This is a genomic window from Solobacterium moorei (genome assembly GCF_036323475.1).
In the GTDB taxonomy this organism is placed as follows: Bacteria; Bacillota_I; Bacilli_A; order Erysipelotrichales; family Erysipelotrichaceae; genus Bulleidia; species Bulleidia moorei.
Genome location: NZ_AP028934.1, coordinates 1,574,750 through 1,601,255 on the forward strand (window position 1 = coordinate 1,574,750; position 26,506 = coordinate 1,601,255).

The 26,506-nt window shown below is 37.5% G+C and carries 21 protein-coding genes and 1 pseudogene; 5 read left to right on the plus strand and 17 right to left on the minus strand.

Translation table 11 applies throughout. The annotated features are described in order from the left end of the window. Nucleotides 1-178 precede the first annotated feature (178 nt). The 3 genes from RGT18_RS07895 to RGT18_RS07905 form a co-directional block, all read right to left on the minus strand. Nucleotides 179-5,008, minus strand: a complete 4,830-nt coding sequence (locus RGT18_RS07895; RefSeq protein WP_338175882.1) for a Rib/alpha-like domain-containing protein — start codon at nt 5,006-5,008, stop codon at nt 179-181. A gap of 629 nt (nt 5,009-5,637) precedes the next feature. Next, nucleotides 5,638-5,889, minus strand: coding sequence for a hypothetical protein (locus tag RGT18_RS07900; RefSeq protein ID WP_028078831.1), 252 nt, complete (start codon nt 5,887-5,889; stop codon nt 5,638-5,640). A gap of 57 nt (nt 5,890-5,946) precedes the next feature. After that, nucleotides 5,947-6,255, minus strand: coding sequence for a hypothetical protein (locus RGT18_RS07905; RefSeq protein ID WP_028078832.1), 309 nt, complete (start codon nt 6,253-6,255; stop codon nt 5,947-5,949). Nucleotides 6,256-6,393: 138 nt separating this feature from the next. Here RGT18_RS07905 and RGT18_RS07910 point away from each other — a divergent pair, with 138 nt between their 5' ends. The 5 genes from RGT18_RS07910 (at nt 6,394) to RGT18_RS07930 (ending at nt 12,803) form a co-directional block, all read left to right on the plus strand. Next, nucleotides 6,394-7,326, plus strand: a complete 933-nt coding sequence (locus RGT18_RS07910) for an ISL3 family transposase (RefSeq protein WP_028078833.1) — start codon at nt 6,394-6,396, stop codon at nt 7,324-7,326. A gap of 213 nt (nt 7,327-7,539) precedes the next feature. Further along, nucleotides 7,540-7,695 carry a hypothetical protein gene (locus RGT18_RS07915; protein ID WP_338175885.1) on the plus strand — a complete coding sequence of 52 codons (156 nt, stop codon included), beginning with the start codon at nt 7,540-7,542 and terminating at the stop codon, nt 7,693-7,695. A gap of 124 nt (nt 7,696-7,819) precedes the next feature. Next, entirely contained in the window at nt 7,820-9,544 is a 1,725-nt protein-coding gene (locus tag RGT18_RS07920) for an IS1634 family transposase (protein WP_338174666.1), read from the plus strand. Between the two features lie 133 nt (nt 9,545-9,677). Continuing rightward, entirely contained in the window at nt 9,678-10,988 is a 1,311-nt protein-coding gene (locus RGT18_RS07925; protein ID WP_338175887.1) for an ISL3 family transposase, read from the plus strand. Between the two features lie 255 nt (nt 10,989-11,243). Next, entirely contained in the window at nt 11,244-12,803 is a 1,560-nt protein-coding gene (locus RGT18_RS07930) for an IS1182 family transposase (protein ID WP_338175466.1), read from the plus strand. Nucleotides 12,804-13,121: 318 nt separating this feature from the next. Here RGT18_RS07930 and RGT18_RS07935 read toward each other — a convergent pair whose 3' ends face one another. The 14 genes and pseudogenes from RGT18_RS07935 to RGT18_RS08000 all read right to left on the minus strand — a co-directional run bounded on the left by RGT18_RS07935 (nt 13,122) and on the right by RGT18_RS08000 (nt 26,500). Further along, nucleotides 13,122-16,850, minus strand: a complete 3,729-nt coding sequence (locus RGT18_RS07935) for an InlB B-repeat-containing protein (RefSeq protein ID WP_156022803.1) — start codon at nt 16,848-16,850, stop codon at nt 13,122-13,124. 100 nt (nt 16,851-16,950) lie between these two features. Further along, nucleotides 16,951-18,974, minus strand: a pseudogene (locus RGT18_RS07940) (phage tail tape measure protein). A 60-nt stretch (nt 18,975-19,034) separates the two neighbouring features. Next, entirely contained in the window at nt 19,035-19,406 is a 372-nt protein-coding gene (locus RGT18_RS07945) for an SdpI family protein (RefSeq protein WP_028077995.1), read from the minus strand. A gap of 65 nt (nt 19,407-19,471) precedes the next feature. After that, complete coding sequence (locus RGT18_RS07950) at nt 19,472-19,636, minus strand: hypothetical protein (protein WP_338175891.1); 165 nt, start codon at nt 19,634-19,636, stop codon at nt 19,472-19,474. Further along, nucleotides 19,633-19,998 carry a hypothetical protein gene (locus tag RGT18_RS07955; RefSeq protein WP_028077996.1) on the minus strand — a complete coding sequence of 122 codons (366 nt, stop codon included), beginning with the start codon at nt 19,996-19,998 and terminating at the stop codon, nt 19,633-19,635. Before RGT18_RS07955 ends, RGT18_RS07950 begins: the two co-directional genes overlap by 4 nt. An 11-nt stretch (nt 19,999-20,009) precedes the next feature. After that, nucleotides 20,010-20,600, minus strand: coding sequence for a major tail protein (locus RGT18_RS07960; RefSeq protein ID WP_028077997.1), 591 nt, complete (start codon nt 20,598-20,600; stop codon nt 20,010-20,012). After that, nucleotides 20,590-20,922: a hypothetical protein gene (locus RGT18_RS07965; protein WP_028077998.1), complete on the minus strand. Its 333-nt coding sequence runs from the start codon at nt 20,920-20,922 to the stop codon at nt 20,590-20,592. The genes RGT18_RS07960 and RGT18_RS07965 overlap by 11 nt, the downstream gene beginning before the upstream one ends. Beyond that, the gene (locus RGT18_RS07970) at nt 20,915-21,295 is read right to left on the minus strand and encodes an HK97-gp10 family putative phage morphogenesis protein (RefSeq protein ID WP_028077999.1); all 381 of its coding nucleotides are present in this window, start codon (nt 21,293-21,295) and stop codon (nt 20,915-20,917) included. The genes RGT18_RS07965 and RGT18_RS07970 overlap by 8 nt, the downstream gene beginning before the upstream one ends. Then, nucleotides 21,292-21,624, minus strand: a complete 333-nt coding sequence (locus tag RGT18_RS07975) for a phage head closure protein (RefSeq protein WP_028078000.1) — start codon at nt 21,622-21,624, stop codon at nt 21,292-21,294. The genes RGT18_RS07970 and RGT18_RS07975 overlap by 4 nt, the downstream gene beginning before the upstream one ends. Continuing rightward, complete coding sequence (locus RGT18_RS07980) at nt 21,624-21,902, minus strand: head-tail connector protein (protein WP_028078001.1); 279 nt, start codon at nt 21,900-21,902, stop codon at nt 21,624-21,626. The genes RGT18_RS07975 and RGT18_RS07980 overlap by 1 nt, the downstream gene beginning before the upstream one ends. Before the next feature lie 22 nt (nt 21,903-21,924). Further along, entirely contained in the window at nt 21,925-23,106 is a 1,182-nt protein-coding gene (locus tag RGT18_RS07985) for a phage major capsid protein (RefSeq protein ID WP_028078002.1), read from the minus strand. Nucleotides 23,107-23,112: 6 nt separating this feature from the next. After that, complete coding sequence (locus RGT18_RS07990) at nt 23,113-23,853, minus strand: head maturation protease, ClpP-related (protein ID WP_028078003.1); 741 nt, start codon at nt 23,851-23,853, stop codon at nt 23,113-23,115. Beyond that, nucleotides 23,771-25,021, minus strand: coding sequence for a phage portal protein (locus RGT18_RS07995; protein ID WP_338175894.1), 1,251 nt, complete (start codon nt 25,019-25,021; stop codon nt 23,771-23,773). Before RGT18_RS07995 ends, RGT18_RS07990 begins: the two co-directional genes overlap by 83 nt. 159 nt (nt 25,022-25,180) lie before the next feature. Then, a complete protein-coding gene (locus RGT18_RS08000; RefSeq protein WP_028078004.1) occupies nt 25,181-26,500 on the minus strand; it encodes an ATP-binding protein in 1,320 nt (439 codons plus the stop codon). Nucleotides 26,501-26,506: the final 6 nt, after the last annotated feature.

The following is a 26,506-nucleotide window of genomic DNA, read 5'->3' on the forward strand; positions in this document are numbered from 1 at the left end:
CACAGCACGCATTCAAAAATATGTAAAATACTAATATTACTAGATATAAAACTTACACACTTAACTTGACAAAGTCTCCAGCACTATCATTTTGGTTACAGTTCCATTATCAATGGGTTTTGTACCTACTATTCTTCGGATTCTGACTCAAATTTTTACTTAAATATTTCAAAGTAATTTATTCTTGTTCATCTTCCTTTTTTCTTTTTTTGAAACCAATAAGGGCTAGTAAGCTTCCTGACATACCCATAATTCCTGCAAACATGCTTAGATTAGCAGTATCGCCTGTCTTTGGTAATGAAGAAGCTACATTCTTTTTCTTAACAACAACCTTCACTTTTACAGTATCTTTACTTCCGTCCGGATATTCGATTTCTAAAGTTCCCTCGTATTCACCAGGTTTATTTGGATTAATCGCTCCATCTGGCGTGATGTCCTTCACCTTTGTTCCCTTAGGAAGTTTGTCGAGATTAGTAACATTGTCTTTTAAGTCAGGTTTTTCTCCTTCTTTGATGACTTCCTCTTTCACTTTTGGTTCATTTTCATCTGCCTGAGACTTTTTGTCTTGAACAACAACCTTCACTGTTACTTCTTCTTTACTGCCATCCGGATAATTTACAGTAACCGTTGCTTTGCGTTCTCCTGCTGTATTCGTATCTATCGGTGTTTTCCAAGCGTACGTTGTTCCCTCTGGCATTTTATCCTTGTTTTTGATAGCATCTTCTGCCTTTGGTTCTTCTGCTCCCTTATTGACAGTTATCTTTTGCCCTTCCGGTGCATATTTTTCCTTAGCGTCGCTATAGTCAATAGTTACATTGATATTGTCTTCTGTTCCGTCTTCGTATACTACGGTTACCGAAACAGTCTGATTTTTACCATCTTTTCCAGGTTCAGGAATTTCTCCTACCTTGATTTCTTTGACTACCTTCTTCTGTTCTGCTTCAGGTAAATCTTGGTTGGATTCATCCTTTACAGTAACTTTCTTTTTAACATCTTCCTCTGTTGCTTTTTCACCATAAGGCTTATTTACGGTTCCACCCTCTGCTGTATATTTTTCAGCATCTGTCTTTGCCGGTGTAGTTTCCTTTACTTCAAAGTCAACTTCCACATCTTCTGTAGAGCCATCTGGATAAGTTACAGTAACCGTTGCTTTGCCTTCTCCTGCTGTATTGGTATCTACAGGTTTTTTCCAAGCGTAGGTTGTTCCCTCTGGCATCTTATCCTTGTTCTTGATAGCATCTTCTGCCTTTGGTTCTTCTGCTCCCTTATTGACAGTTATCTTTTGTCCTTCCGGTGCATATTTTTCCTTAGCGTCGCTATAGTCAATAGTTACATTGATATTGTCTTCTGTTCCGTCTTCGTATACTACGGTTACCGAAACAGTCTGATTTTTACCATCTTTTCCAGGTTCAGGAATTTCTCCTACCTTGATTTCTTTGACTACCTTCTTCTGTTCTGCTTCAGGTAAATCTTGGTTGGATTCATCCTTTACAGTAACTTTCTTTTTAACATCTTCCTCTGTTGCTTTTTCACCATAAGGCTTATTTACGGTTCCACCCTCTGCTGTATATTTTTCAGCATCTGTCTTTGCCGGTGTAGTTTCCTTTACTTCAAAGTCAACTTCCACATCTTCTGTAGAGCCATCTGGATAAGTTACAGTAACCGTTGCTTTGCCTTCTCCTGCTGTATTGGTATCTACAGGTTTTTTCCAAGCGTAGGTTGTTCCCTCTGGCATCTTATCCTTGTTCTTGATAGCATCTTCTGCCTTTGGTTCTTCTGCTCCCTTATTGACAGTTATCTTTTGTCCTTCCGGTGCATATTTTTCCTTAGCGTCGCTATAGTCAATAGTTACATTGATATTGTCTTCTGTTCCGTCTTCGTATACTACGGTTACCGAAACAGTCTGATTTTTACCATCTTTTCCAGGTTCAGGAATTTCTCCTACCTTGATTTCTTTGACTACCTTCTTCTGTTCTGCTTCAGGTAAATCTTGGTTGGATTCATCCTTTACAGTAACTTTCTTTTTAACATCTTCCTCTGTTGCTTTTTCACCATAAGGCTTATTTACGGTTCCACCCTCTGCTGTATATTTTTCAGCATCTGTCTTTGCCGGTGTAGTTTCCTTTACTTCAAAGTCAACTTCCACATCTTCTGTAGAGCCATCTGGATAAGTTACAGTAACCGTTGCTTTGCCTTCTCCTGCTGTATTGGTATCTACAGGTTTTTTCCAAGCGTAGGTTGTTCCCTCTGGCATCTTATCCTTGTTCTTGATAGCATCTTCTGCCTTTGGTTCTTCTGCTCCCTTATTGACAGTTATCTTTTGTCCTTCCGGTGCATATTTTTCCTTAGCGTCGCTATAGTCAATAGTTACATTGATATTGTCTTCTGTTCCGTCTTCGTATACTACGGTTACCGAAACAGTCTGATTTTTACCATCTTTTCCAGGTTCAGGAATTTCTCCTACCTTGATTTCTTTGACTACCTTCTTCTGTTCTGCTTCAGGTAAATCTTGGTTGGATTCATCCTTTACAGTAACTTTCTTTTTAACATCTTCCTCTGTTGCTTTTTCACCATAAGGCTTATTTACGGTTCCACCCTCTGCTGTATATTTTTCAGCATCTGTTTGTGCAGCAGCGTACTGAGCAGTAAACGTACCACCGTTATCAAATTTTTCCGGAATTTCCGGTGTCCAGCCCGTATGCTTGAAATTTTCCGCTGGAGCAACAGTTGGAACAGTTACATCTGATTTTAATGTTCCTTTTACTACATCCAATACAGTTTTAGAATCTTTAGCAAATATGCCGTGTTCCCCTTGTTCAAAAGTCACTCTTACATAGCCTTCCGGTGTTTTCGCATCAGGATTTTTTGTCTGATCAAGGACTTTTGCAAGTACTGTTACCGGAACTTCCACATCTTCTGTAGAGCCATCCTTGTATTTTACCCTTACCTTACCTGTGTATTCACCTGGTTGGTTGACATTAATAGCATCTTTAGCTGTAATATCTTCAAATGGAGTTTTATCGTCAAGCTCGGGAGTAGCTGCGCTGCCTTTTGCATCTGTAAATTTCTTGATATTATCAGTCAAGTTATACTTTCCGCCAAAAGGAACTGTTTCTTTTTCTGCTTCCGGCTTAAACTTGTCTGCATCTGTCGAGTTAAAGTTAAGAACTGGTCCAGCAATAGGATGTTCCCCATTTGGTGCGTAGGCTACAATCTGGCCCTTTGAACCATCTTCTACTGTATTAGCAGCTAATGGCATTTCAAATTCGCCTTTTTCCAATTTATCAAATGGAATTTTTACTTCAGCAATTACCTTATCCTTATCATAGGTCTTTGTCTTAGCATCATATGGATGAAGCTTTACAATAGCATCTCCTGCCGCTTTATTTGTAACCTTTAAATCTTCCTCCGGCTTTGCAGGGTTCTTGATTAGAGGTTTTGGAAGTGTTCCCTTAATCTTGTTTTCTACAGCAGGGTTGTAAGTTGTATTTTCGGCAGTTGGTGCCTTTACGATATAATCAGAAGCATCGTTTGGTTTCGTATTATCCACCAGTGCTTCCTGGCCATCAGGCACACCGTCTCCATCTGTATCTACTAGGTTAGGATTTGAACCGAATTGATACTCAATAAAGTCAATAAGACCATCACCGTCTGTATCCCTTACGTCCAGTACGCTGTTGTGTTCAGAGTTTTCCAGAATCTTCCAAGGCTCTCCGTCATCTTTTGCAAAAATGCCATACTTCTTATCTGGCCAATCTGCATAAAGGCGAGAAGAAAACGGTAGGAAGCTATTGTTATCTGTCTGCTTTGCAGCTTCAATAATCTTCTTTGCCGCTTCCGGATTCTTCAAGGAATCCTTTAGCTTATATGAGATTGTATAGAAACCAACTTGTCCTGCAGCAGCAGTTAACACATTGGATTGAATGTAACTTCTAACTTTAGCAACTTCACCATTAGAACTTACATTTTTATGACTCATCGCAGGAGAATTAAAAGTATTAACAACTCCATCTTTAGATTTATCAATTCTAGTTTTCACTACATTTTTTGTAGGATTACCATTGATATCTGAAGAATAAATATACACATTATCCCAGTCAATGAACTCTACAAGTTCAGCTGGGAAAGTTTCTTCAATTACAGCTGCATACCCACCTCCTGGAGTAGAAGATTCGTACTTGATGGCAGGCTTATATTCATGAACTGTTTTGATTTCATCAAATTTCTTGCTTTCCCCTTCTACAAACATGGCCTTAGAAGTAAAGCCATCCATTGTAAGATTGGACTTATAGTTATCTTTTCCTTTTGTCTTATCGTAGATGTATCCACTACTGATAGATTCTTTTGCGATTAGATTTGGAGTTGTATTTCCTCCCTTGCCAGTAAGCCACATAGAATCAAACTTAAGTTTCTTATCTTTTAACCCCAAAGATTCTAATGTTCTACCATTAGCAAGTTTAATGGTAACGGTAGAGATGGTGTTGGCGCCGATAATGTTCTCATTCAGAGCTCCGCCTAGGATTTTGTATGTCCAAAGTGAGCCACCTTTTTCAGGATCTCCATCGTAGTACTTTTCCATGTTCACTTTGAAAATACCACTTTTTACTTCAATGGATTCAATCTGTTTGTAAAACTCAGGATCAGAGAATTCAAGAACATATCTACCTGCAAAATACTCAGGATCCTTCTTGTCATCTGTAACCGTTTCCCAGTAAGTACCTGCACTATTCCATTTGCTCCATTTTAATGTGATGGTATCTCCTTCTGTTTTTTCAAAAGTAATACCGGCATAGATAAGTGTTGTATCTCCCACGCCGCTGGCACTGACCGATCTTGAAGGCTGTACATCATCTTGTGGTAATCTCGCAGCAATCGGACTAGCCTCCTGAGCATAGGCTGGCATCATTGGCACAACGAGGATAATTGCACCAATCACAACGGAGCAAAGACCTACACTAAGTTTTCTCATGCCCCATTTTAAATTTACCTGCTGGTTTTTTTCTTTCATATTTCCTCCTTCTGATAGAAAACTACCCTTTAATTCAAACATCAAAAAATACGGACTTACCCCTTACATTTTGCTAGAGAAAGTTCATCTGCCTTAAAATATAACATTTGCACTAAGATTGTTTGTTGTGACAATGTGCCTATGCTTGCTTAGGGATTTTTGTTCCTTAAAATCATATTTTTCAATACATGTCACATATATACCATATTTTCTTGTTTTTTTCAACCATCTCCAAAATTACTGAAATCTACGAAGAATGATTAGTTATTTTAGACTGTTTTTAAGATATTTTTTGTGAAGAATCCATGGTATTTCTTCCCATACCCCCCTGTTTCTGGCAATACAAATTTCATTTTTTCCGTATTTTTATCGTAATACTTCCCGATGAAATTGCTACATCACTTGATATCTTGGATTCTGTTCCGTTGTTCTTCATATAGCTTGTATCATGGTCTTTATCTTCTTTTTCTCGAACATAGTAGATATATGTGACATCTTCTCCATCTTTATTTTCCCTGTCAGTGGTAGCTTTTCATAAGTCTTGGTCCAGCCATCAGCTGCACTTATTGTTTCTTTAGATTTATATACATTTGATGAAACTATTCCATCTTCCGTAGTCTCCACCTGTATCAAGTCATAGGTGAATTGCCCCACCTGTTGACTGTTCCATCAGAATTCACATCAAGGATTTGTACATAATTAATAGTGGCATTCACACCAAAACCATCCTCCCACTGTGGATCTACAATCTTAAAATTATGGGCATAAAGATTACAGCCAAGATGAATCCCATATTGACTGTATATGCTATTAGATCTGGAAAAGCAAAGCATGGTGGTATAACTTCCTGCATTTTCTGATTCTTCTTGAGAAAAAGCCATATACTTTCCTTCACTATCAAGGTCAAATACCAAGCCTTTATGGGAGCTATTTCCACTTCAGACGTTTGTACCAATCTTTCCGATATACTTACCATCACGATAGAAGTGATTTCCATTTTCGTCAAAAGTAGCTCTTTTGTTTTCTGAATTAATGGTTCCTCTATATAATCCAATCTCCCATACGGTGATTTGCACATACCTACTGGCGTTATTAAAACCGAGTAAAAAGCTGTTATAGTTTTGCCTCATAAAAGTACCAAACTCTCCCTTTTTCACCATCGAGGAAATCGAGCCTTCCATAACGGATATTTTTGAGATTGCCGTTTCCGCTTTTTCTTTCGCTGCCTCTATATCCTTATCCTTCACCCTCATCCAGTCAAAATTTAAAGATGAAGATAGACTTTCTGATGAAGTATAGAGCCATAGTTTTCTGGTATTGTCCTTGTATGTAGATATGAAGCGTGAGACATTACCTGAGGTCATATCTATTGATGAAGTGATGAAGTGAATGTTAACATTTTACCTGAAGGTGAATATGCACTTATGATTTTAAATTTCATTACAGGCAAGCCAATAGATATAGTACCTTCAAGAAAAAATGCTACTACAGAAGAGTTTTTCCTTAACATACCACCTTCAGAAAGAAACAAAGTCAAATACTTGATTAGTGATATGTACAATCCATATATTTCTTTTGTAAATAAAGACTTTTACAACGCTGTATCTGCTGTTGATTCATTTCATATCATTAAACTCATAAATGATAAACTTAATAATTACTGTATTAAACTTATGCGTAAATTTAAGCTTAGAGATGAGCAAAGGCACAGAAAACTAGAAAGAGAAAAAGGATTTAAAATAAGGTTTCATCAATCTGATGAGGTTTATCTATTAAAGAATTTCAAGTGGCTTCTCTTGAAAAATCCTAACAAAATTGATTATTCACGCAAGTCTAAATTTGATAAGCATTTTCGTTATCTAATGGATGTATATGATTACGAAGATATATTCTTTAATATAGATCCTAACTTGTATGAATTTAAAACTCTTAAAGATATGTATCTTGAATTTAACAAGACTTATCTTAATGACCTTGAAGGTGCAAAAATACGTTTAAATGAAATCATTGAAATATATAAATCTTCAAATTACGCAATTTTTAAAGACATAGCTAAAACACTATCTAAATATCAAGGTAGTATCATTAATTATTTTATCACCGTAGAAGTTGATGGCATTCAGAAAAGGCTTTCTAACGGTCCTATAGAATCAATAAATCGTATACCCAAAGATATGATAAGGCATTGCCGTGGTTTTAATAATTTCCAAAATTTCAGAAATAGGTTCTTATTTGCGACAAGAAAAAATGCACCTATACTAGCAATACCAAAGTCAAGAGAAGATGCATTAGTAAGATCAGATAAATCAAATAAATAATATTCATAAAATTTGCTCGTACAATAATAGGCACTATAAAATCACTCGGGGTCGGGGCGACCCTGTACAATCGCTCGGGGTCAAATTTTGGCCTCTTTTTTTACAACTCGGGGATACCCTATAAAATCTCACGGGGTATACTATTCATAATAAAAACTCCTATGCTAAAATTCAGTCTTGCAAGTGATTGAAATGAAACATAGGAGGCGCCATATGGCTATAAATGATTTTATCATATCCACACTTAATGTTAGTGACGATATGATTTTTTCGATTGATACACATAAATCATCTGACAAATTACACATCTTAATAAAACTGAATGATACTCACCCTACCTGTCCCGGGAGTTTTACAGTTGTAATTTAACAAGATAATGAATAAACCCTTTATTGATGGTGGATATCCATCTTTTTTTGTTGTCAAAATTTATGTATTTTTATGTAGTGTGGTGGTGTGCTTTGTGTTATAATATTGATAGAGGTGATCTTGTATGTTTCTACATATACTGAAAGACAGACAATACGAAAGACTCTACATCCGCCATTCCGTTCGTAAAGGGAATGGTGTCCGTTCCGAGAACGTCAAAAGCCTTGGACGCATAGACTCGCTCATGAAGGAAATGAATCTTTCTAGGAAACAGGTATTGGAGTGGGCACAAAAGCAGGTAGACCAAATGAACGACTCTCCTTCTGCTCCTCCTGTACTATTATCATTGTTTCCTGACAAGAAGATAGTTATGGATGAACAGCGTTCCTTCCATGCAGGATATCTATTCTTACAGTCCATCTATTACGGTCTAAAGATGAAGAACGTGTTCCGTACCATATCATCACATGGCAGATTTGATTTCGACATTGATGCGATATGTTCAGACCTTGTCTATGCACGCATACTGGATCCCGGAAGCAAACTTTCCTCATATAAGACGGCATCTTCCTTTCTAGAGCAGCCAAAGTATGAATTGCATGATGTGTATCGTGCACTAGGAACGCTATCTAAGGAGATGGACCACATATTGGCAGAAGTATACAAGAACAGCAATCATATCCTAAAGAGAAATAACAGTGTCCTATATTATGACTGTACGAACTACTACTTCGAGATCGAAGAAGAGGATGGCTTCAGACAATATGGCAAAAGTAAGGAGCACCGTCCTAGCCCTATCGTACAGATGGGACTGTTCATGGATGGCGATGGCATTCCTCTGACGTTCGACCTCTTTGAAGGTGCAAGCAACGAACAACCATCCATGAGACCTCTAGAGCAAAAGATCATACGGGATTTTGGTTTCCAGAGATTCGTTATATGTACAGATGGAGGTCTAGGATCAGAAAACAACCGACTGTTCAACGACATCGAAGGACGTGCATTCATTTGTACGCAATCGCTCAAGAAGCTAAACCGCAAGAAACGCGAGGAAGCGATGTCGAACCAAAGATGGAAACGTCTGAAGGATGGAGCGACAGTTGATATCGAAGAGATACAGAGAGAACCATACAAGCATATCGATGACATCTATTACAAAGAAGAGCCATATGGCACCAAGAAGGTAGCTGGTCAATTGATGATCGTCACCTATTCACCAAGATATGCGACATATCAAAAAGAGATACGGGATTCACAGATTGCACGTGCAGAGTCCATGGTAGACAAAGGCTCTATCCAAAAGCAAAGAAGAAACCCAAACGATCCTGCAAGATTCGTAAGGGTCACAGCTACCACATCAGATGGAGAAATCGCATCCGAGGAGCACTATGCGATAGACCAGGACAAGATCGATAGTGAAGCGATGTATGATGGCTTCTATGCCATCTGTACCGACCTGGTAAATGACAAGATAGAAGACATCCTAAAGGTCAGCGAAGGAAGATGGCAAATAGAGGAAGCATTCCGCATCATGAAGACAGACTTTGAAGCAAGACCTGTATATGTCAGAAAGAAGGACAGCATCCGTGCACACTTCCTGATATGTTATCTGGCCCTACTGATCTTCCGCATCCTAGAAAAGAAGTTAGGTCCAAGCTATACATCATCAGAACTGATTACTACATTGAGAGAATACAAGCTATTGAAGGTAAACGGACAAGGATACATACCGGAATATAAGCGAACAAAGATAACGGATCATCTACATAAAGAATTTGGATTCTGTACGGATACAGAGATCGTTCCAACAGGAACCATGAGAAAGATCATATCTGAAACGAAAAAATAGAATCCCACACTACACAGATCAACAAAACGAAAATGCCAGAAACCCTTTCTACATCGTGGTTTATGGCATTTTTTACATTTATAACTGTCAAAGATGGGATTTTATCATATCCACACTTAATGTTAGTGACGATATGATTTTTTCGATTGATACACATAAATCATCTGACAAATTACACATCTTAATAAAACTGAATGATACTCACCCTACCTGTCCCTGTTGTGGAGGTTATACAAAAATAAAAGATTATTCTTCGTACAGCTATAACCACCTTGACGTTGCAGGTATACCATCCATCATTGATTGGACAAGAAGACGCTATGTCTGTAAAGAATGTGGGAAGTCCTTCTCTGAGCCAAGTCCATTTGGCCCAGAGAACTTCCACCAGTCATACGCAGTACTCAATGCGATTGCCTTAGATCTACATAACGTTCGTATGACATACAAGGATATTGCACTCAAATACCATGTATCCAACACGATTATACAAGTATATGCCGATAGTTTCATCCGTGCACCTAGATTAACACTTCCTGAGAACCTTGGTATCGATGAGATATCTTCTTCCATGGCGAAATATGGTGGTTCATACTTGTGTGTATTCGTAGATAACAATAACAGGACATTAAACGAGATACTGCCAAATCGTTCAAAAGTAACCCTATCGAAACACTTTGAAATGATTCCACAATCGGAGCGAGACAAGGTAAAGTACGTTACGATTGATATGTGGGAACCTTATAGAGATGTGTGTAAAAAGTACCTAAGACATTGCGAAATAGCAGTAGACCCTTTCCATGTTATCAAACACCTTACGGAGTGCTTTACACGCATACGTGTAGAAATCACGAAACAGTGTGTCTATGATAGTCCCAGTTACTATTTGTTGAAGACCTGGCATAAGTTATTAGAAACTGATTCATTCGTCCTCGATAACGAGCCAAGATACAACTCGAAATTTCGCCAGAAGATGAATTACAGGGATCTTTTCAACATGTTGTTGGAGATAAGTCCTAATCTAAAGCTTGCGTATGAATTAAAGGAACTATATAGAGACTTCAATAAACGCTGCTCATTTGAAGAAGCTGGTGCACAACTTGATTATCTGATTGAACTATTTGAACACTCTGACTTAGACTGTTATAAGGAATTCATATCTTTACTAAAACACTGGAAACCAGAAATCATCAACAGTTTCAGAAGACCGTATAACGATAGACGACAATCTAACGCACTGGCTGAAAATATCAATCAGAAACTTCGATTACTGATCGAGGTGTCCAATGGATATACAAACCTAGAACGCTTTCATGCACGTGCACTGTACTGCCTTAACGACAAACTATTCTATTGCTTGACAACATGTCTATATTCCAGAAAACGAGAGCACAAAAAACGTGGCACATATACCAAACATCTCTCTGATACACTAACTAACGACTAATAAACTGATACTATCAATCACTCGCACACACAAAAAGGATGACTACATCAGAATGCCACTACTAGCACTCTATAGTCATCCTTCTTTACTATCCCAAACCCATTACTGATTTTAGAGGAGAGTTTAATAAAACCCCCGACTGATTTTACTTAAGCCAATAATAAAAGAGGCTGTAACGCATAACAGCCTAGAAAATAAAATGTCCAACCTCTAAATTAAGAGGAAGGACATTTTATTTTTAGTTATAATTTATGTATGGAAAACACAATAAATTATAATCTAACCCACGTAATAGATTATACCCCATATCAATTACGTTTACCAATAGATTTATCATTGGTCATTGATAAACTTGATCCAATGTGGTCTTTCCTAGAGATCGTAAATAGTATCAACTTGAGGAGGTTTATCCGATCTCATAAAGGTAACCAAGGGTATGATCCTATCATGATGATGAGAGTCATCTTATTTGCGTATATGAATCATGTCTATAGTCTACGAGCCATAGAAGAAAAATGTAAGACAGATATCCGCTTTATGTATCTTTGCCAAGATGAAAGACCATCTTTCATGGCCTTTCAAAGATTCATATCGAATCAAATCAAAGGCAACGCTTCAGATATATTTACAGAGGTCATGTTGGTCATCTGTAAGAAGATGAAGGTAAATACACGTATCTTATACATCGACGGAACTTCCATGGAAGCTAATGCCAATAAGTTCAGCTTCGTATGGAAGAAGACAGCTGTAAAGACAAAAGATAAGACACTCACAAGAATAGCAGAGACAATTGGACAGCTTACAAAACTAACGGGTGTCTTTTATACAGAAAGCTATGAAGATACACAGGCTATTGGAGGATATATTGTTTCAATATACCTGTGGTGTTCAAAGAATAAAGTCCAATTCGCACTAGGGAAAGGACACCACAAGACACCAGTACAGAAGGCCTATGAGGAACTCAAAAAGCTCAATGAAAAATTGAAGGAATGCCAAGAGCGTATCGATACTTGTGGAAGTGATAGAAACAGTTATAGTAAGACAGACCATGATGCGACATTTATGCATATGAAGTATGACTACTACAACAATACAGGAGTATTCAAGCCTGGATATAACGTACAACTGGCAGAATCAGATGAATTCATCACGCATGTCATGGTAAGCAATGCCAGAAGTGATACGAAGACATTCATTCCATTCATGGACGGATATGAGAAAAGATATCAAGAATATCCAGGTATCGTCGTAGCAGATGCGGGATACGGAAGTTATGACAACTACATGTACTGTTTAGAAAAAGATATCGAAGGTTATCTCAAATATCAAAACTATCGATATGAAAAGACAGCCAAGTTCAAGAAAGACATCTATCGAAAAGAGAACCTGTTGAGAGAAGAAAACGGGAAATTGATATGCCCACAAGGTAGAGAGTTCGTATACAAACGTGATAGTGAAAATACAAAGACTGACTATCCATGCATTACACAAGTTTGGGAATGCAAGACATGTAATAGATGTCCACTCAAAAAGGACTGTACAAAAGCCAAGAAACGAGAAGTTCATATCAATCCAATCCTTGATGAACTGAAGGCACATGCGAGAAAACTGTTGGACAGTGAAGCAGGAGTACAACTAAGACAACAGAGATGTATACAAGCCGAAGGAACATTTGGAGTCATCAAGAATGATTGGCAATATAACAGAATCCATAGAAGAGGAATGGAGAATGTGGAAAACGAGCTCTATTTGATCTGTATGGGATTCAATCTGATGAAATATCACCAAAAGAAGATGAGGATGATACTATCCTAAGATAGCTTTATATGGGACAGGTTGTTTTTAGTGTGCCCAAAATAGATATAAAACATCTACTTTAATACTGTTTTACATCAACATATGAAAATAGCACAAGAAAAGAAGCTGTACGCCTCAAGTAAATCTATAAAATTTACTTAAACGTTACAGCCTCTTAATTTTGACCCCTAAAATTATTGGAGTTTTTTCAGTTGCCCCCTAAAGTACACCCCAAAAGTTCTCGGGGAAACCCCAAAACTTATTGGATACCCTGCTTTTGCATAAGAGCGGTTATTTTTGTTTTTGAATATATGGTTTGCTTTTGTTTAATAGATCTTATTTTTCTTTTCTATAGATTCTATTTATAACTAGTACACCGCATGCTGCGAATGCAAGTCCAAAAGCATAGAGCATATTCATTCTATTATCACCAGTGTTTGGTGTTCTGTTATTCTTTGAGTTCAAACTTGAAGTTCCACTAGACTGTGTTCCATTTTTATCCTTTGATCCTGGTTCACTAGGGTTGACATCAGAAGTGCCTGGTTTTTTATTCTCTTCCCATGCAGCTATGAAAGTATGGTCTTCAAGTGCCGTATAGGTATCTCCTGGCTGATACTCTGAACCCTTCCAATACTTGAATTTGAATCCATCCTTTACAGGAGCATTCATAATCGTAATTGTAGTTCCCTTTTTGACTTCTATTGTCCGATTTGCACTGTCATTATTCCAGTTGCCACCATTAGGATCATATGTGATTTTAATCATAATATCTTTCCAGATGGCTTTTACTTCTGTATCTTTTTTTATAGTGATTTCTGTTCCTGGTGCTATTTCTTTACCATCTACTTCCCATGTTTTGAATTCTTGTTTGTCTGATGGTGCTCCGAAAGCATTTTCTGGTAATTTATATTTTTCACCTTTTTTAACGGTTGCAGAATCCATTGAACCTGTTCCAGTATTTCCGTTGAATGTTACTTTGTATTCAATGTCTTTCCAAATAGCTTTTACGATTGTGTTGTCGTTGACGGTGATTCTGTCGCCGACGGATTTCTTTTTCGTGCCTACCATCCAGCCGTCAAATTTTTTGTTTTCCGGGGCGGTAAAGCTGTTGTCCGGAAGTGTGTATTCACTTCCTTTGGTGACGGATGCCTTTTCCATGCTGCCGCCACCACCGGCGCCATCAAAGGTAATGTCGACTGTATTATCTTTCCATGTAGCCGTAAGGGTTACGTTTCCGGTAATTGTTATTCTTTCTTTGGCTTGTTTTACGCCCTCTTGATCCCCAACTTTCCAGCCGGCAAACACTTTGTCTTTCGGTGCTGTAAAGGTCGGTGTCGGAAGTTCGTATTCACTGCCTTTTGTAACAGTTTTATCTTCCATCGAACCGGATGCGCCTTCTCCAGCCTTGAAGTCTACCTTAAATTCGATGGGTTTCCAGATTGCATTAATTTCTGTGTCGCCGGTAATCGTAATTTCCGTTTCCGGCTGCTTGAGATTAGTGTCATCACCAATTTTCCATCCGGAGAAATCTTGATTTTCGTTCGGAGGTGTAAAAGTATTTGCTGCAGGAAGTTTGAAAGTTTCGTCTTTCTTCTTGATTTCAACTTTTTCATCTCCGGTGCCGCCATTCGGCTTGACCGTTACTTTAAATGTCTTGGTTGCCGTAGCGGTAAAGACATTGTTACCGGCTGCTGCCACAAAATTGTTGGCATTGTTAGCATCTTGACCCTTCCACACAGGTTCGGTGTACCCTTTGTCAGCCTTTTCGTCGATAAGATCAAAGATGGTTTTTTTCAGAGTCGGATGTATATAAGTTGAGAGATCGGTGCCCGGTTTTACCTTATATTCTTTATAAAGTACCGGACTATCTTTACTACCCTTAGTGGTCTTTGTAACTTCTCCCGTGTTCGGATTTTTATCTTCGACCTTTACGCCTTCGCCGAGTTTAAATTGAACATCTAAGGCGTCATTAGGAAGTTTTGGGTCAGTTGTTGATGTTACATGGTCGCAAACCATGAGCTTTTGGTTTTCAACAACAAGTTCAGAACCGTCATCAAACGTTACTTTAATCTCACCTATAAATTCTCCAGATTTTTCTGTACTTCTTTTAGTTTCAGTTTTATCTGTAAAAGTTGCGCCAACTAAAAGTTGATCTACATCATCTTTTTTTGCATCCTCTTTAGCTTTTACGCCGTCTTTCCAAAAGCCTTCTTTGATTTCGTTTCCAACCCATTTTTTCATAACTACCGGGTCGAGACCGCCAAGGGCTTCGACTTTTTCAGCTTTTGTTACTTCTAAATTTAAAGTTCCCGGATCTGATGTGAGTGGATCTTTATCGTCATCCGCTATTCCACCCTTGTCTGTTACTTTAGCCGTTACTGTTGTATCGCCTTTTACCTTATCTTTAGGAAGAGTAATAATGCCATTTGCCACTGTTCCTTCACCGGTAATAGACCAAGTTCCATCATCAGCTTTTGTAGCTGTAGTTGTTTTTGTACTACCATCTTTTCCTGTATAGGACACAGAAATACTACTAGCATCTGTATCTACTTCAAGATTTGGAGTGATTGTGATGTTTTCCTTATCTTTATTTAATTCAACTGTAGGTGCGTCCGGTTTGATGTTTTTTACAAGGTCTTTGGCTGGGATTGTTATTTTTGGTTCAACTCCGTCTTTTAACTTGACTGAGCCATCTTCATTTTTTTCCGGAACAAAATGCCCATCATTGTCCCAAGTACCTGCTACATCATTACCACTAAATATTTTGGCATTGCCGCTGTCATCTATTTGTATAACTGCCGGTACTTCATCCCAGTCTCCGGTTCCGTTTGGTAATTTAGATGTGCCATCTTTTGCTGTATATGCTGTTTTAATGGTTTCAATAATTTTTCCCTTGTCATCACCAGTTATTTTTCTAGGGTCTTTAACTTCTGTCTTTCCAGGTGTTACCGGTTTAACAGTTGTTGTAGAACAAGATACAAATTTATGGGGTTCTTTTACAGAAACTCCAACTATTTGTTTAAGTTCTAAACTTTCTCTTTCTTGTAAAGTATAGGAAAAACTTCCATCATTTTGTAACGTTACATCTACCGGTTCAGATGAGTCTTTGTCAATTTTGCATCCTTTGTCAGTACAAAAGTCTCCTGATTTCTCCTTTTTAACATTAAGGATTAATCGTACCTTTATGCCATCAAATGGTCCTTCACCTGCTAATTTCCCCTTAATTACATTGTCTACAATTGTAATACTGCCAAGAGTAGCTCCTCTCGAATATTCTATAACTTGTTTTATTTGTAAATTTGTAGCTTCTACTTTACCTGATGTTGATTCGTCTGTATAGGTTACTTCATAATAAGCATGTTCAATACCGTCAATAGAAAACTTAACTGATTTAATATCGCCGGCTATTGCAGTGTTTGCATCTTTCAACTTTTGAACAGCTTCTGCTTGTTCGTCTTCATTAACTATGTTAGAACTTGTTTGCTCTATCCAAATTTTGCCTGTCGGCATTGTAAGATTAACTGTAGATGCCTTAGATGGTTGTGCATTTGCAGTTACCTCCGGTGATTTATCTTCACCGATTTGTTGGTAGACCGAAACCTTATCGCCTTTTGCAACTTTAACGCCTCCCGTTAAGTCTACCTTCCATTTTGTTCCTCTTTTAGGTGTAACAGAAAGCTCTGCTTTTACTGTGCCATCTTCACCCTTTAATGTTACATGGACTGTCGCTATTACAGGCTGTTTATTAACTTTAGCTTTTGCTAAATTGCCTCCGGAAATCGTTGTAGCATCGTACAATACAGGGTTAACGGTCGGTGCTTTTACAGCTACACCCACGGGTTGCCCAATAATCTCCGGTCCGATCTCTAGACCATCGTCCTGTTCATCAACAAACATTGTCTTAGGCGTTTCAGCATTAGAATTTGAAGCTTCATCTGCCTTTACGACAGGTGCCAGTAATGACAACATAATCATAAATGAAAGCAGCCCCACTGAAATCGAAATTTTCTTGGAGATATTAACATTCTCCCTGAATAGCTTCATCAATTTTGCTTTTAAATTCATTTTTTCCTTCCCCTCATATTTCTTTAATATTAACTGCGTTTTAAAAATTTTCTGTTTTATCTTATAATCACAGATATTATACCACAGTTTCAGGCATTTGTTAAGCTTTTTTGATATTATGAAAATACCCAACTCCTCCGTACGTTACGACAGATACCAATATACCGGCAATTATCACTCCAACGGTTATTGCGGGCAGTGCTCTCCTCATCCTTATGTCCAAAACAGTTGCAACCAGTGCACCTGTCCACGTTCCTGTTCCAGGTAGTGGATGGCAACAAGAATGATCAGACCGATAATTTCGTACTTATCCACTATGCTTTTTTTACTTTTTGCTCTTGATTCGAGCTTTTCGACAATATTCTCAAAGCCAGGACTAATTTTTCTCATCCAAAGAAAAAGCTTCCTAAGAAAAAGAAGGATGAACGGAATAGGTATTAAATTTCCAATAATAGCGCATGTCAGGGCTTGCTTCACGGTAATCCCTGCGGCCGCAGTTCCTGCTGCACTTGCACCTCCTGCAACTCCCTCAACGGTAGTTGCTGCTGTTGTTCCAGTAATCAGACCAATCAGTCCACCAAGAGCAGAGGTTATTGTTCCAACCGCTGTGATGACTTTTCCTATGACAACTAAAACAGGTCCTACAGTTGCTGCAATAAGAGCAATTTTTACAATGGCATCTTGCATACCAGGAGATAGACTATTCCACTTTTCATTTAATGATTTCATCATCGCGGAAAACTTTGTAAGCATTGGTGCAAGAACTGTCAGCAGTGAATTACCAACATCAGCTCCTACTATCTTTAGACTGTTCATCGAGGTCTTAAATTTATCTATTGGATCTAAGGTTTCATTAAAAGTGCTATCTACATTTCCAAGGTTATCTTTTAGGGATGTTCCAAGTTCTTCAAAGGAAAGTGAACCATTCTTACAAGCCTGGTAAATTGCAGGTCCTGCTTTCTTTCCAAATAAATCTATAGCTACTTGAAGTCCATCTGTATCACTCTTGGCATTAACCATGCTATCTTGGATATCTTTTAGTGCCTCTTTCATAGGCTTTCCGTTTGCTGTTGCATTAGAAAGTGCCTTAGATAAACCCGTCATAACCTGCGAGGTATCGGCTCCTGACATTTCAACATTGCCTAGAAAGTTTGCTGCATCTGATGCCGAAAATCCTAGTTGCTGAAGTGATGCTGAGTTTGTCACCATACTCTTCGCAAGAGTATCCATACTAATACCGGTTCTTTGCCCAACAGCATTCATGGTATCAAGGAGTGCCCCTGCATCTTCAGCTTTAAGTCCAAAGGCAGATATGACCTTTTGCGTATTATCAATAGCAGTAGATACATCTAAATTATTTAGCTGTGCAAACTTAATAAACTTTCCAGATAGCTCCTCTAACTTTTGACCTGTAAGTCCAAATCTAGTATTCACCTCACCAATTGCAGCACCTGCTGTTTCAAAGTCTGTAGGAATTGAAGTCGCAAGATTTTTCATGCTATCTTGCATTTCATTTAAGGCTTTACCTGACGCACCTGTTTTTTGGACAATTATATCCATACCAGCATCAACATCATTAAATGCCTTTAAAGAAGCAGCACCCATCGCTACGATAGGTGCTGTTATATGTGTGGATAGACCTTTGCCAACTTCAGTAGTCTTATCTCCAACTTCCTTAATCTTATCCCCTGCCTCTTTCATAGAAACAGATAATGCAGATGGTACTTTCTTTGCTTCTTCCTGAAGGGATTTCAGATTATTTTCTGTTTCAATAATTTCTCTTTGAAGAGCGTTATACTTATCTTGGCCTAGTTCTCCATTTTCTAGCTGAACTTTTGCTTGTTTGTCTGCTTCCTTTAAGGCATTTAGCTTTTCACTGGTTTCAGAGATTTCCTTTTGCAATAGTTGCTGTTTTTGAGCAAGTAATTTAGCATTGGAAGGATCAAGTTTTAATAGTCTATTTACGTCACGAAGCTGTGACTGGGTGCTTTTTATAGTAGAGTTTACACCTTTTAAGGCTTTGTCTAGACCTGTTGTATCTCCGCCAATCTCAACCGTAATACCTTTTATTCTATTGGCCACTTTAACCCCTCCTTTCCTAAAAATGGGCATGAAAAAAGACATCTACTTTCGTAAATGTCTTAGTTATATATTTTATTCAATTCGACAAACTGGGATTTGTGATTAATATCTATTTCCACTTTTATCAAAAGTCTTCTTTAAAGCTCTTTCAGTGAAAATCATAATTACAATAAAACTCATCATTTGAATAATTGTAATAGCAAGTCCTATCCACCCTATTGTATCTATTGGCTTGCCAAAAAACATCGGCATTATTGTAATCGCTAAAATCAGTGCTGGAAAAAACATATACAGAGATATTTTCGCACAATATTTTTGCGAGAAATCCCATGTATCTTGATTTTTCATAGAGCGTGATGTCCTATATCCACTTGCATTATGAATTGTTTTAAATCTTGGGCATAGATACCATGTTAATAATAAAGCAGCCGGTATCAATAATGTTACTATGAACATAAAAATCCAGAACCCCATAATTCACCTCCACAAATTTTAATTTGTGCAATATATTATATCATTGATTTAAAAGTTCAAAAACCCTAGAATTTATCAAACTCAGCTTGGCCAGCCACCTTGCTATATTTCACTCCATCATTTGCTTTTTCAGTCCAAATATCTAGTACCATTCCAATTGTAAGTAAATCAAGTTCTGAAATGCTTATCCCCATTTCTACACATCTTAGTAGAAATAGGGCTGTTGTCATTTCCCTGCTACTTTTTGGAAGTTTTTTTTAGACTGAACTTCCGTTTCAAGGTTTGCTCCCCAAAGTTCAAGAATTTCAGGCAAGACTTCATAAATAGAAAACATTTCAAACTGGTCAAGCCAATCATCAATATTCCCCGGAATACTCCTATCTGCATGGTAAGCCATGATATAGGCTACATTTTCAAATATCTCAAGGTCATCAATTTCAAAAGACCCTTCATTGGCCTTGAATGTTTTCTCCAGCTTTGAGAGGTCTTTGAAAATATCTCTTTTAAATTTAATTCTATATAGTCTAGGGATTGTAGCAGATGAACGAAACTTTACATCAACCTCTCCTACTTTTACTGTTTTCTCAAGCATATTTTCCCTCCTTATTTTCCTACCGGCTTTGGTGTTTCAGAATTAGCCTGTGGAATATAAACGCTCTTATACCAATTAGCATAGGTATCAGCTGATGTAGTATCTCCAGTTCTTGATTTTACAAGTCCATCTTCTCTTGGATCTGCAGTGAGTGATAGTGTTTCTGTTCCTGGTTCAATCGTATCTTCCTTTGTTTCAGATTCAATAGAAGGTCTTGATGCCGAGCAGTTATACAAAACGTGTCTGATTGCATTTATATCTCCATCAAATTCAAATAAAAGTGCAAACTTTTCTGTTTCTGATACATCTGCCTTTTCTACAAGTACTCCGTTTTTATCCAGTTCTTCTTTTAGGATTTCCGTTCTAAACCACTCTGGTATCAGTGCAATTTCAAGGTCACCGCTATATCCGTTATTGGCAGTAGACCTAAAATACACTATGCCATCAGCATAAAAAGGACTGGATTCTCCTTCAGCTTCAAGGCTGATACTTACCGCCCCAGGAATTGCTTTAGGATTTTCATAAGAAAATGTCCCTTCGCTTGATTTTTTAAGTTTTGCTGCATGGACATTTTTAAGGTTATATTTCACTTTATTTCCCATGATTTTCTTCCTCCATTTCAAAAATATATAAGACTTCATAGAGCTTTTCTGACTCTATAAAGACCTCTGATTTGTTATAAAAAATGCCGTGCTCATCGAGCACAGCTTCTACTTTCTTTTCTATGTTCGGACTTTTGTAATCCGTATAGATTTCAATATGAACTTCATTTGCTTTGAAGTAGACCTTCCCATCTGCTGAAAAGTTATCGCTCGCTGGCAGTAGATAAATAAGAAAAGGTGGCTCTGGCGATTCCCCTTCAGCAAAGTGGTGATAAGCATTTGGAAGTCCTATACGCTTTATAATTTCAAGTAGCTTATCCATTGGAAATAGCCTCCTTTATCTCTTCTTCAAATACCTTTATAGCCCTTTCTTCAGCATTTGCTATATGTGGTCTAGCAGATACTCTTCCTCCTCCACGCTTTGCATGACCAAATTCGAGAAGGTGGGTAAGCTGATATTTGTTTTTTGAATGAACTACAAGCTCTAAACTGCTAGATGTTTCTCTCACAGTTTTCACAGTCCAGCTTTTAGAATACTTACCTGTATCACTTGGAGCATTCGCACTGATTTCATCACGCACTGTCTTTCCGGCTTTTTGAACTGCCTTCTTCACATTTTCCGTTGTAACATCAGCATATTTTTCCAGTTCCTTCATCACTTCAGATGAAAGGCTATCAATTTTTATCTTGCTCATCTCTCACACCTCTTACAATGAAGTTTTAGACTTTTTTTCCTATAATTCATGTGGTCAATTCCTTCAATTTCATAAATATCATTATGAAAAATAACTCTATAACCAACGGAAGATAAGACCGATACTTCCTTACTATAGCGAATGGTAAAGTCAATCTTGCTTTCATCCCATATAGCACCACTGCTTGTTTGTTCCTGCGGACTTTCACTGCTGATAGTTGCATGGCAAGAGTAGTATTTACTCCACACATTTTTATGGTTTCCTATTTTATCCACTTCAATTTTGCTTTTTTCTATAGTAATGCGTTCATTTAATAGTGAAACTTTCATTAAAATCCCGCCTTTCTTACTCCAAATAACATGGATCTAAGTGTAATCGTTAGCTCATGATGGTCTGCCTCTTCCCTATGTTCATAAAGATAGGCGGCAGCATATAGCACTGCCACCTTGTATTCTTCAAAATTTTCAACAATGATTTCATCTTCATCTTTTCTTGCTATAGCAAGACACATTTTTTCAGAAGACTTTATAAGGGTGCTAATCAGATTATCATCTTCACTTGTATCCACCCTCAGATAGTTTTTCATTTCTTCAAGACTTACAACCATAACTAGCACCCCCTTTCATTTTTTATGCACTAGCAGTAAGTTTTACCGGAAGAATCTGAATGGCCTCTTTTAATACAAGTTTGCCGTCTACTCTTTCTTTTGCCACAAAACCAATCATGCCGTTACCAGCAAATAATTCAGTAAGTTCCTTAAAAGAACGAGTCCCTCTATCTCCGATATTGTAATAACTATAATCACCAAAGGCGATAGCATTTTCTGGTGCAAAAGCTGAAGTATATACTGGATATCCTAGAACTCTATTTGGTTCTCCTTCCTGGTAAGAAGGTTGCCAAATATATGCACCGTTATTATCTTTGAGCTTTCTAACTAGTGAGATGGTCTTATCATTCATGATAAAAGCGGCCTTTTTACGATATGGTCGTTTTAAGGAATGGATAAGGTCAATCAAATCATCACTCTTAATTCCTGTTACTTCTTTTAAGAAAGTGCCTCCCTCTTTCTTGTTAAAGATGCCTGTTGGCTTTCCTGTTCCATCACCGTTTAAGAAGGCATCTTCCTCAGCATTTGCCAGTGCTTTTCCAAAAGCCTCTAAAATATGATTTTCTAGTTTAAAGGCATTATCATATAAAAGTTCTTCTGTAATTTTGACTGCAACATGGAGCTTATGGGCATCAAGAAGTACCTGTGCAAACTTGGAATCACCAAAGTTTAATGCTCCACCTTCTTCAATCCAAGCAGCTGCAGGATCTGACATGGCAATATTAATCTTATGCTGACCACTTGTGGTAATAACAGTCGCCAGTCCACGCATGATATTTTCTTCTTCAAGCGTTTCAATTAGTCTACTATCATATTCTTCCGGTACTAGATAACCACCATCGGCATCCACACCTTCCTGCAAAATATCACTTACTTTCTTGAAGTTCGTTCTAAGTGCTGTAAGCATGGACTCTTTATATTCATCTCTTGCTCTACCTTTCTTTTCAGGCTTATCATCAACCTTCATTGGTTTTGTTACAATAGCATCAGACAGAGGCTTAGATAGTTCTTTATCCATTTCCTCAATCTTCTGCAGACGCTCAATTTCTAAGCTATAGTTATGGACTTTCTTTTCCATTTCATCATAGGCCTTAGCATCTTCTTCAGAAATAAGTCCATCCTTATCTCTCTTGCTATCAAGGAATGCTTTCGCACCCTCCCAAGCCTTATTACGTTTTTCAATCATTTCTAAAATCTTACTCATAGTGTTCTACCTCCAATTTTTTATTAAAAAAAGACGGTCCATTAATTCATCCGCCTTGATACCTTTATTTGTTTCTTTGTTTTCTATCTTGCATTTTGATGCAATCTTATCCATCAGTGAATTAACTACCTGTGCTTTTGAATACATCGTGCTCACTTGCGGAACTTCCATATCAGTTGTTTCACTTCTTTTTAAGATATCATCTGCAAAGCCAAGCTCCACTGCTTTATGTGCATCCATCCATGTTTCCGAATCCATTAGATGGGATAGTTTTGCTCTGGACATCCCAGTCTTAATTTCATAAGCATTGATGATAGATTCTTTCACTTCATCTAGCATTGAGATTGCTTTTTCAATCTCACCCTTATTTCCAAAAGCGATGGTCATAGGATTATGGATCATTAGCATGGACACCGGACTCATTAAAACTTTTGTACCTGCCATCGCAATAACAGATGCTGCACTTGCTGCTATTCCATCAATTTTTACTGTGACATCTCCTTTATAGTCGATTAGCATATTGTAGATTTGGGCTGCTGCCACGCAGTCACCTCCTGGCGAGTTAATCCAAACAGTAATGTTTCCATTCCCCTGATTTAACTCCTCTTTAAAAAGCTGTGGTGTCACATCATCATCAAACCACGATTCTTCAGCTATCGTTCCATTAAGGAATAGGATGCGTTCTGTCACTTCCTCTTCGTTTTGGTTTCTCATTACTTGATTCTTCCACTTCCAAAACTTCTTCATTAGGTTCTTCCTCCTTTCCATCTTTACCTGCAAATGCTCCTGCCCTTTTAAGCGGGAGCATATTTCCATTTATGAGATATAGGTCACCTCCATCTTCACTTGGAATACGGTCTAGGTTTTCTAATTCTCTAATATCGTTCGCTGACATCCATCCGTTTTGTCTTGCTGTAGCATAGCCATTCATTCTAGATTGATAATCACCACGAAGGAGTCCATCCACATTGAATTTGACATAGTACTTTTTCTTTTCCTCCTCAGTAAAAAGCCTTCGAACAATAGACTGTTCCCATCTTGCTACCCAAGGATCAAGGGTGTACTTTACAAACTCAAGTGACTGTTGCTCAATATTAGAAAAGCTCGACTTCTCAAGGTCACCTACCATGTGAGGTGGCACTCTGAAAATACGAGCAATCTCATTGATTTGAAATTTTCTTGTTTCTAAAAACTGTGCTTCATTTGGAGAAATGGAAATGGGTGTATACTTCATTCCTTCTTCCAATATTGCTATCTTATGACTGTTTCCTCCAAAGAATCCTTTTGACCAGCTTTCCCTCATAGCCTTAGGATCCTTTACTGTTCCGGGGTACTCCAAGATTCCACTTGGCGTTGCTCCATTAGCAAAGAACTTAGCTCCATATTCTTCGGTTGCGATTGCCATACCTATGGCATTTTTAGCCATCGCAATTGGTGAATAGCCGACAAGTCCATCAAAACCAAGTCCAGGAATATGAAGAACATCTGACTCGTTTAACTTAACAATCCCTTGTCTTTCTGTTCCTGCATCTGAATCACTTACAAAATATTCATAGTAAATTTGGCCTTTATCATCTCTATCTACCTTCATCCTATCTGGCATAAGCGGATAGAGTCCTAAGACTTCACCCTTACCATTTCTGATAATCTGAGCATAGGCATTACCCCAAAGCAGTAAATGCGTCATCATGGTTTCCCTAAAGACAAAGCTTGTCATCTCTGGATTTGGTTCATCATACAGTACCTTATATAACGGATGCTCTATTGCTTTTTCAGTTCCTGTATCGGTTCTAAGGTATACATGAAGTGGCAAACTTGCAACTGCTTCAGATAAAATACGTACACAACTATATACTGCGGTCATCTGCATAGCCGAGCGTTCATTTACTCTTCTTCCAGATGATGAGCCACCCATCAAGAAGCTATATGCACTTCCATTTGTTCTATGTTATAGGCTTATCACGACTTTTAAATAATCCACTTAATATTCCCATTAACATTCCTCCTAATTTTCTATATCAAAAAAGCACCTACTGTAATTAGTAGATGCTTATCGTTATGTTCTTTCATTATTTTATTTTAATAGCCATTCAATTACATCAATAGATTGAATCCCATCATATTCATCGTCAAGTGCTTTATCTAAAGTAATAACCATTTTTTTATAATTATTATGGATTTTTTGTAACGATTTTAATTCTCTTTCTCTTACCAATTCATTTTTCATGCTTTCAGTTACTTGAATATACATTTTTTCATTTGCACTTGTAGCAATAAAATCTACCTCTAAATTATCAATTTTTCCAATTGCCACATCAAACCCGCGTCTTAGCAATTCAAAGTAAACTATATTCTCTAAAGAATGTCCTCTGTCTCTATCTCTAAACCCAAGTAAATAATTTCTTAGTCCAATATCCACTATATAATACTTGCCAAGTGTTCTTAGATACTCTTTTCCCTTTATATCAAATCTCTTAACATCATAAAACATATATGATTCTTTTAATGCTCCTACATATGATGCAATAGTTTGCGTTGCTGGTTTCCCTTGTCGTTCACGATTTTGGATCATGTTTTCAGATACAAGCGTATTGCTTACCGAATTAAGAGATGTATTATTTCCAATATTATCTGCTAAAAATAATATGATTTTCCTAAGTAATTCTGCATCAGTAATTTGTCTTAAGCCTCTTCTTTTTTCACGTTCAAAGATATCTCTAACAACTACAGTTGAATATACCCCATCGAGTAAAGTCATCGCTTTGTCTTGTTCAAGCCCAACATCTGCTATCCCGGGCATACCACCATATCGCATATAGGCATCAAATAAGTCTCTGATTTCAACAATTTCATCATTCTCATTTACTGCTCTTTTTCTCTTTTCCCCAATTGGTGTTTTATATTCCTTTAATTTATATCCATGAAAATCTATAAATTCCTTAAATGATAATGGATACATTTTTATTTCTACATACCTACCAGATAAATATGTAGAGTATTCCGATGACAATAGATATGAATTGGACCCAGTTATATATATGTCGCAGTCAAAATCAACTCGAAATGAATTTATAGCATCTTCCCACCTTTCTATCCTTTGAAGTTCATCAAAAAATAAATAAGCCCTTTTTGTGGTTGGAATTTTTTTCTTTACATATTCATATAATTCTTTGTAATTCATCTCTTGAAACTCAAGGGATTCAAAATTTATTGCAATAATCTGATCTTGTTTAACTCCAGAATTTAAAAGATATTCCTGCATTAGTTTTAATAAACTTGATTTTCCACATCTTCTAATTCCTGTTATAACCTTTACAGGTTCTTTGTCTTTAAATGCAATCAATTGATTCAGGTATATATTTCTAGTTTTTAGCTTTTTCTCATAGTGCAACATACCATA

Coding starts and splice junctions, on each gene's coding strand:
- RGT18_RS07990 (WP_028078003.1), bottom strand. CDS start 23,853: ATGAAGAAGTTTTGGAAGTGGAAGAATCAAGTAATGAGAAACCAAAAC.
- RGT18_RS07925 (WP_338175887.1), top strand. CDS start 9,678: ATGATTTTTTCGATTGATACACATAAATCATCTGACAAATTACACATC.
- RGT18_RS07970 (WP_028077999.1), bottom strand. CDS start 21,295: ATGAGCAAGATAAAAATTGATAGCCTTTCATCTGAAGTGATGAAGGAA.
- RGT18_RS07950 (WP_338175891.1), bottom strand. CDS start 19,636: ATGACAACAGCCCTATTTCTACTAAGATGTGTAGAAATGGGGATAAGC.
- RGT18_RS07985 (WP_028078002.1), bottom strand. CDS start 23,106: ATGAGTAAGATTTTAGAAATGATTGAAAAACGTAATAAGGCTTGGGAG.
- RGT18_RS07945 (WP_028077995.1), bottom strand. CDS start 19,406: ATGGGGTTCTGGATTTTTATGTTCATAGTAACATTATTGATACCGGCT.
- RGT18_RS07900 (WP_028078831.1), bottom strand. CDS start 5,889: ATGGCTTTTTCTCAAGAAGAATCAGAAAATGCAGGAAGTTATACCACC.
- RGT18_RS07930 (WP_338175466.1), top strand. CDS start 11,244: ATGGAAAACACAATAAATTATAATCTAACCCACGTAATAGATTATACC.
- RGT18_RS07995 (WP_338175894.1), bottom strand. CDS start 25,021: ATGGGTGGCTCATCATCTGGAAGAAGAGTAAATGAACGCTCGGCTATG.
- RGT18_RS07915 (WP_338175885.1), top strand. CDS start 7,540: ATGGCTATAAATGATTTTATCATATCCACACTTAATGTTAGTGACGAT.
- RGT18_RS07975 (WP_028078000.1), bottom strand. CDS start 21,624: ATGAAAGTTTCACTATTAAATGAACGCATTACTATAGAAAAAAGCAAA.
- RGT18_RS07955 (WP_028077996.1), bottom strand. CDS start 19,998: ATGCTTGAGAAAACAGTAAAAGTAGGAGAGGTTGATGTAAAGTTTCGT.
- RGT18_RS07935 (WP_156022803.1), bottom strand. CDS start 16,850: ATGAATTTAAAAGCAAAATTGATGAAGCTATTCAGGGAGAATGTTAAT.
- RGT18_RS07920 (WP_338174666.1), top strand. CDS start 7,820: ATGTTTCTACATATACTGAAAGACAGACAATACGAAAGACTCTACATC.
- RGT18_RS08000 (WP_028078004.1), bottom strand. CDS start 26,500: ATGTTGCACTATGAGAAAAAGCTAAAAACTAGAAATATATACCTGAAT.
- RGT18_RS07965 (WP_028077998.1), bottom strand. CDS start 20,922: ATGGATAAGCTACTTGAAATTATAAAGCGTATAGGACTTCCAAATGCT.
- RGT18_RS07895 (WP_338175882.1), bottom strand. CDS start 5,008: ATGAAAGAAAAAAACCAGCAGGTAAATTTAAAATGGGGCATGAGAAAA.
- RGT18_RS07980 (WP_028078001.1), bottom strand. CDS start 21,902: ATGGTTGTAAGTCTTGAAGAAATGAAAAACTATCTGAGGGTGGATACA.
- RGT18_RS07960 (WP_028077997.1), bottom strand. CDS start 20,600: ATGGGAAATAAAGTGAAATATAACCTTAAAAATGTCCATGCAGCAAAA.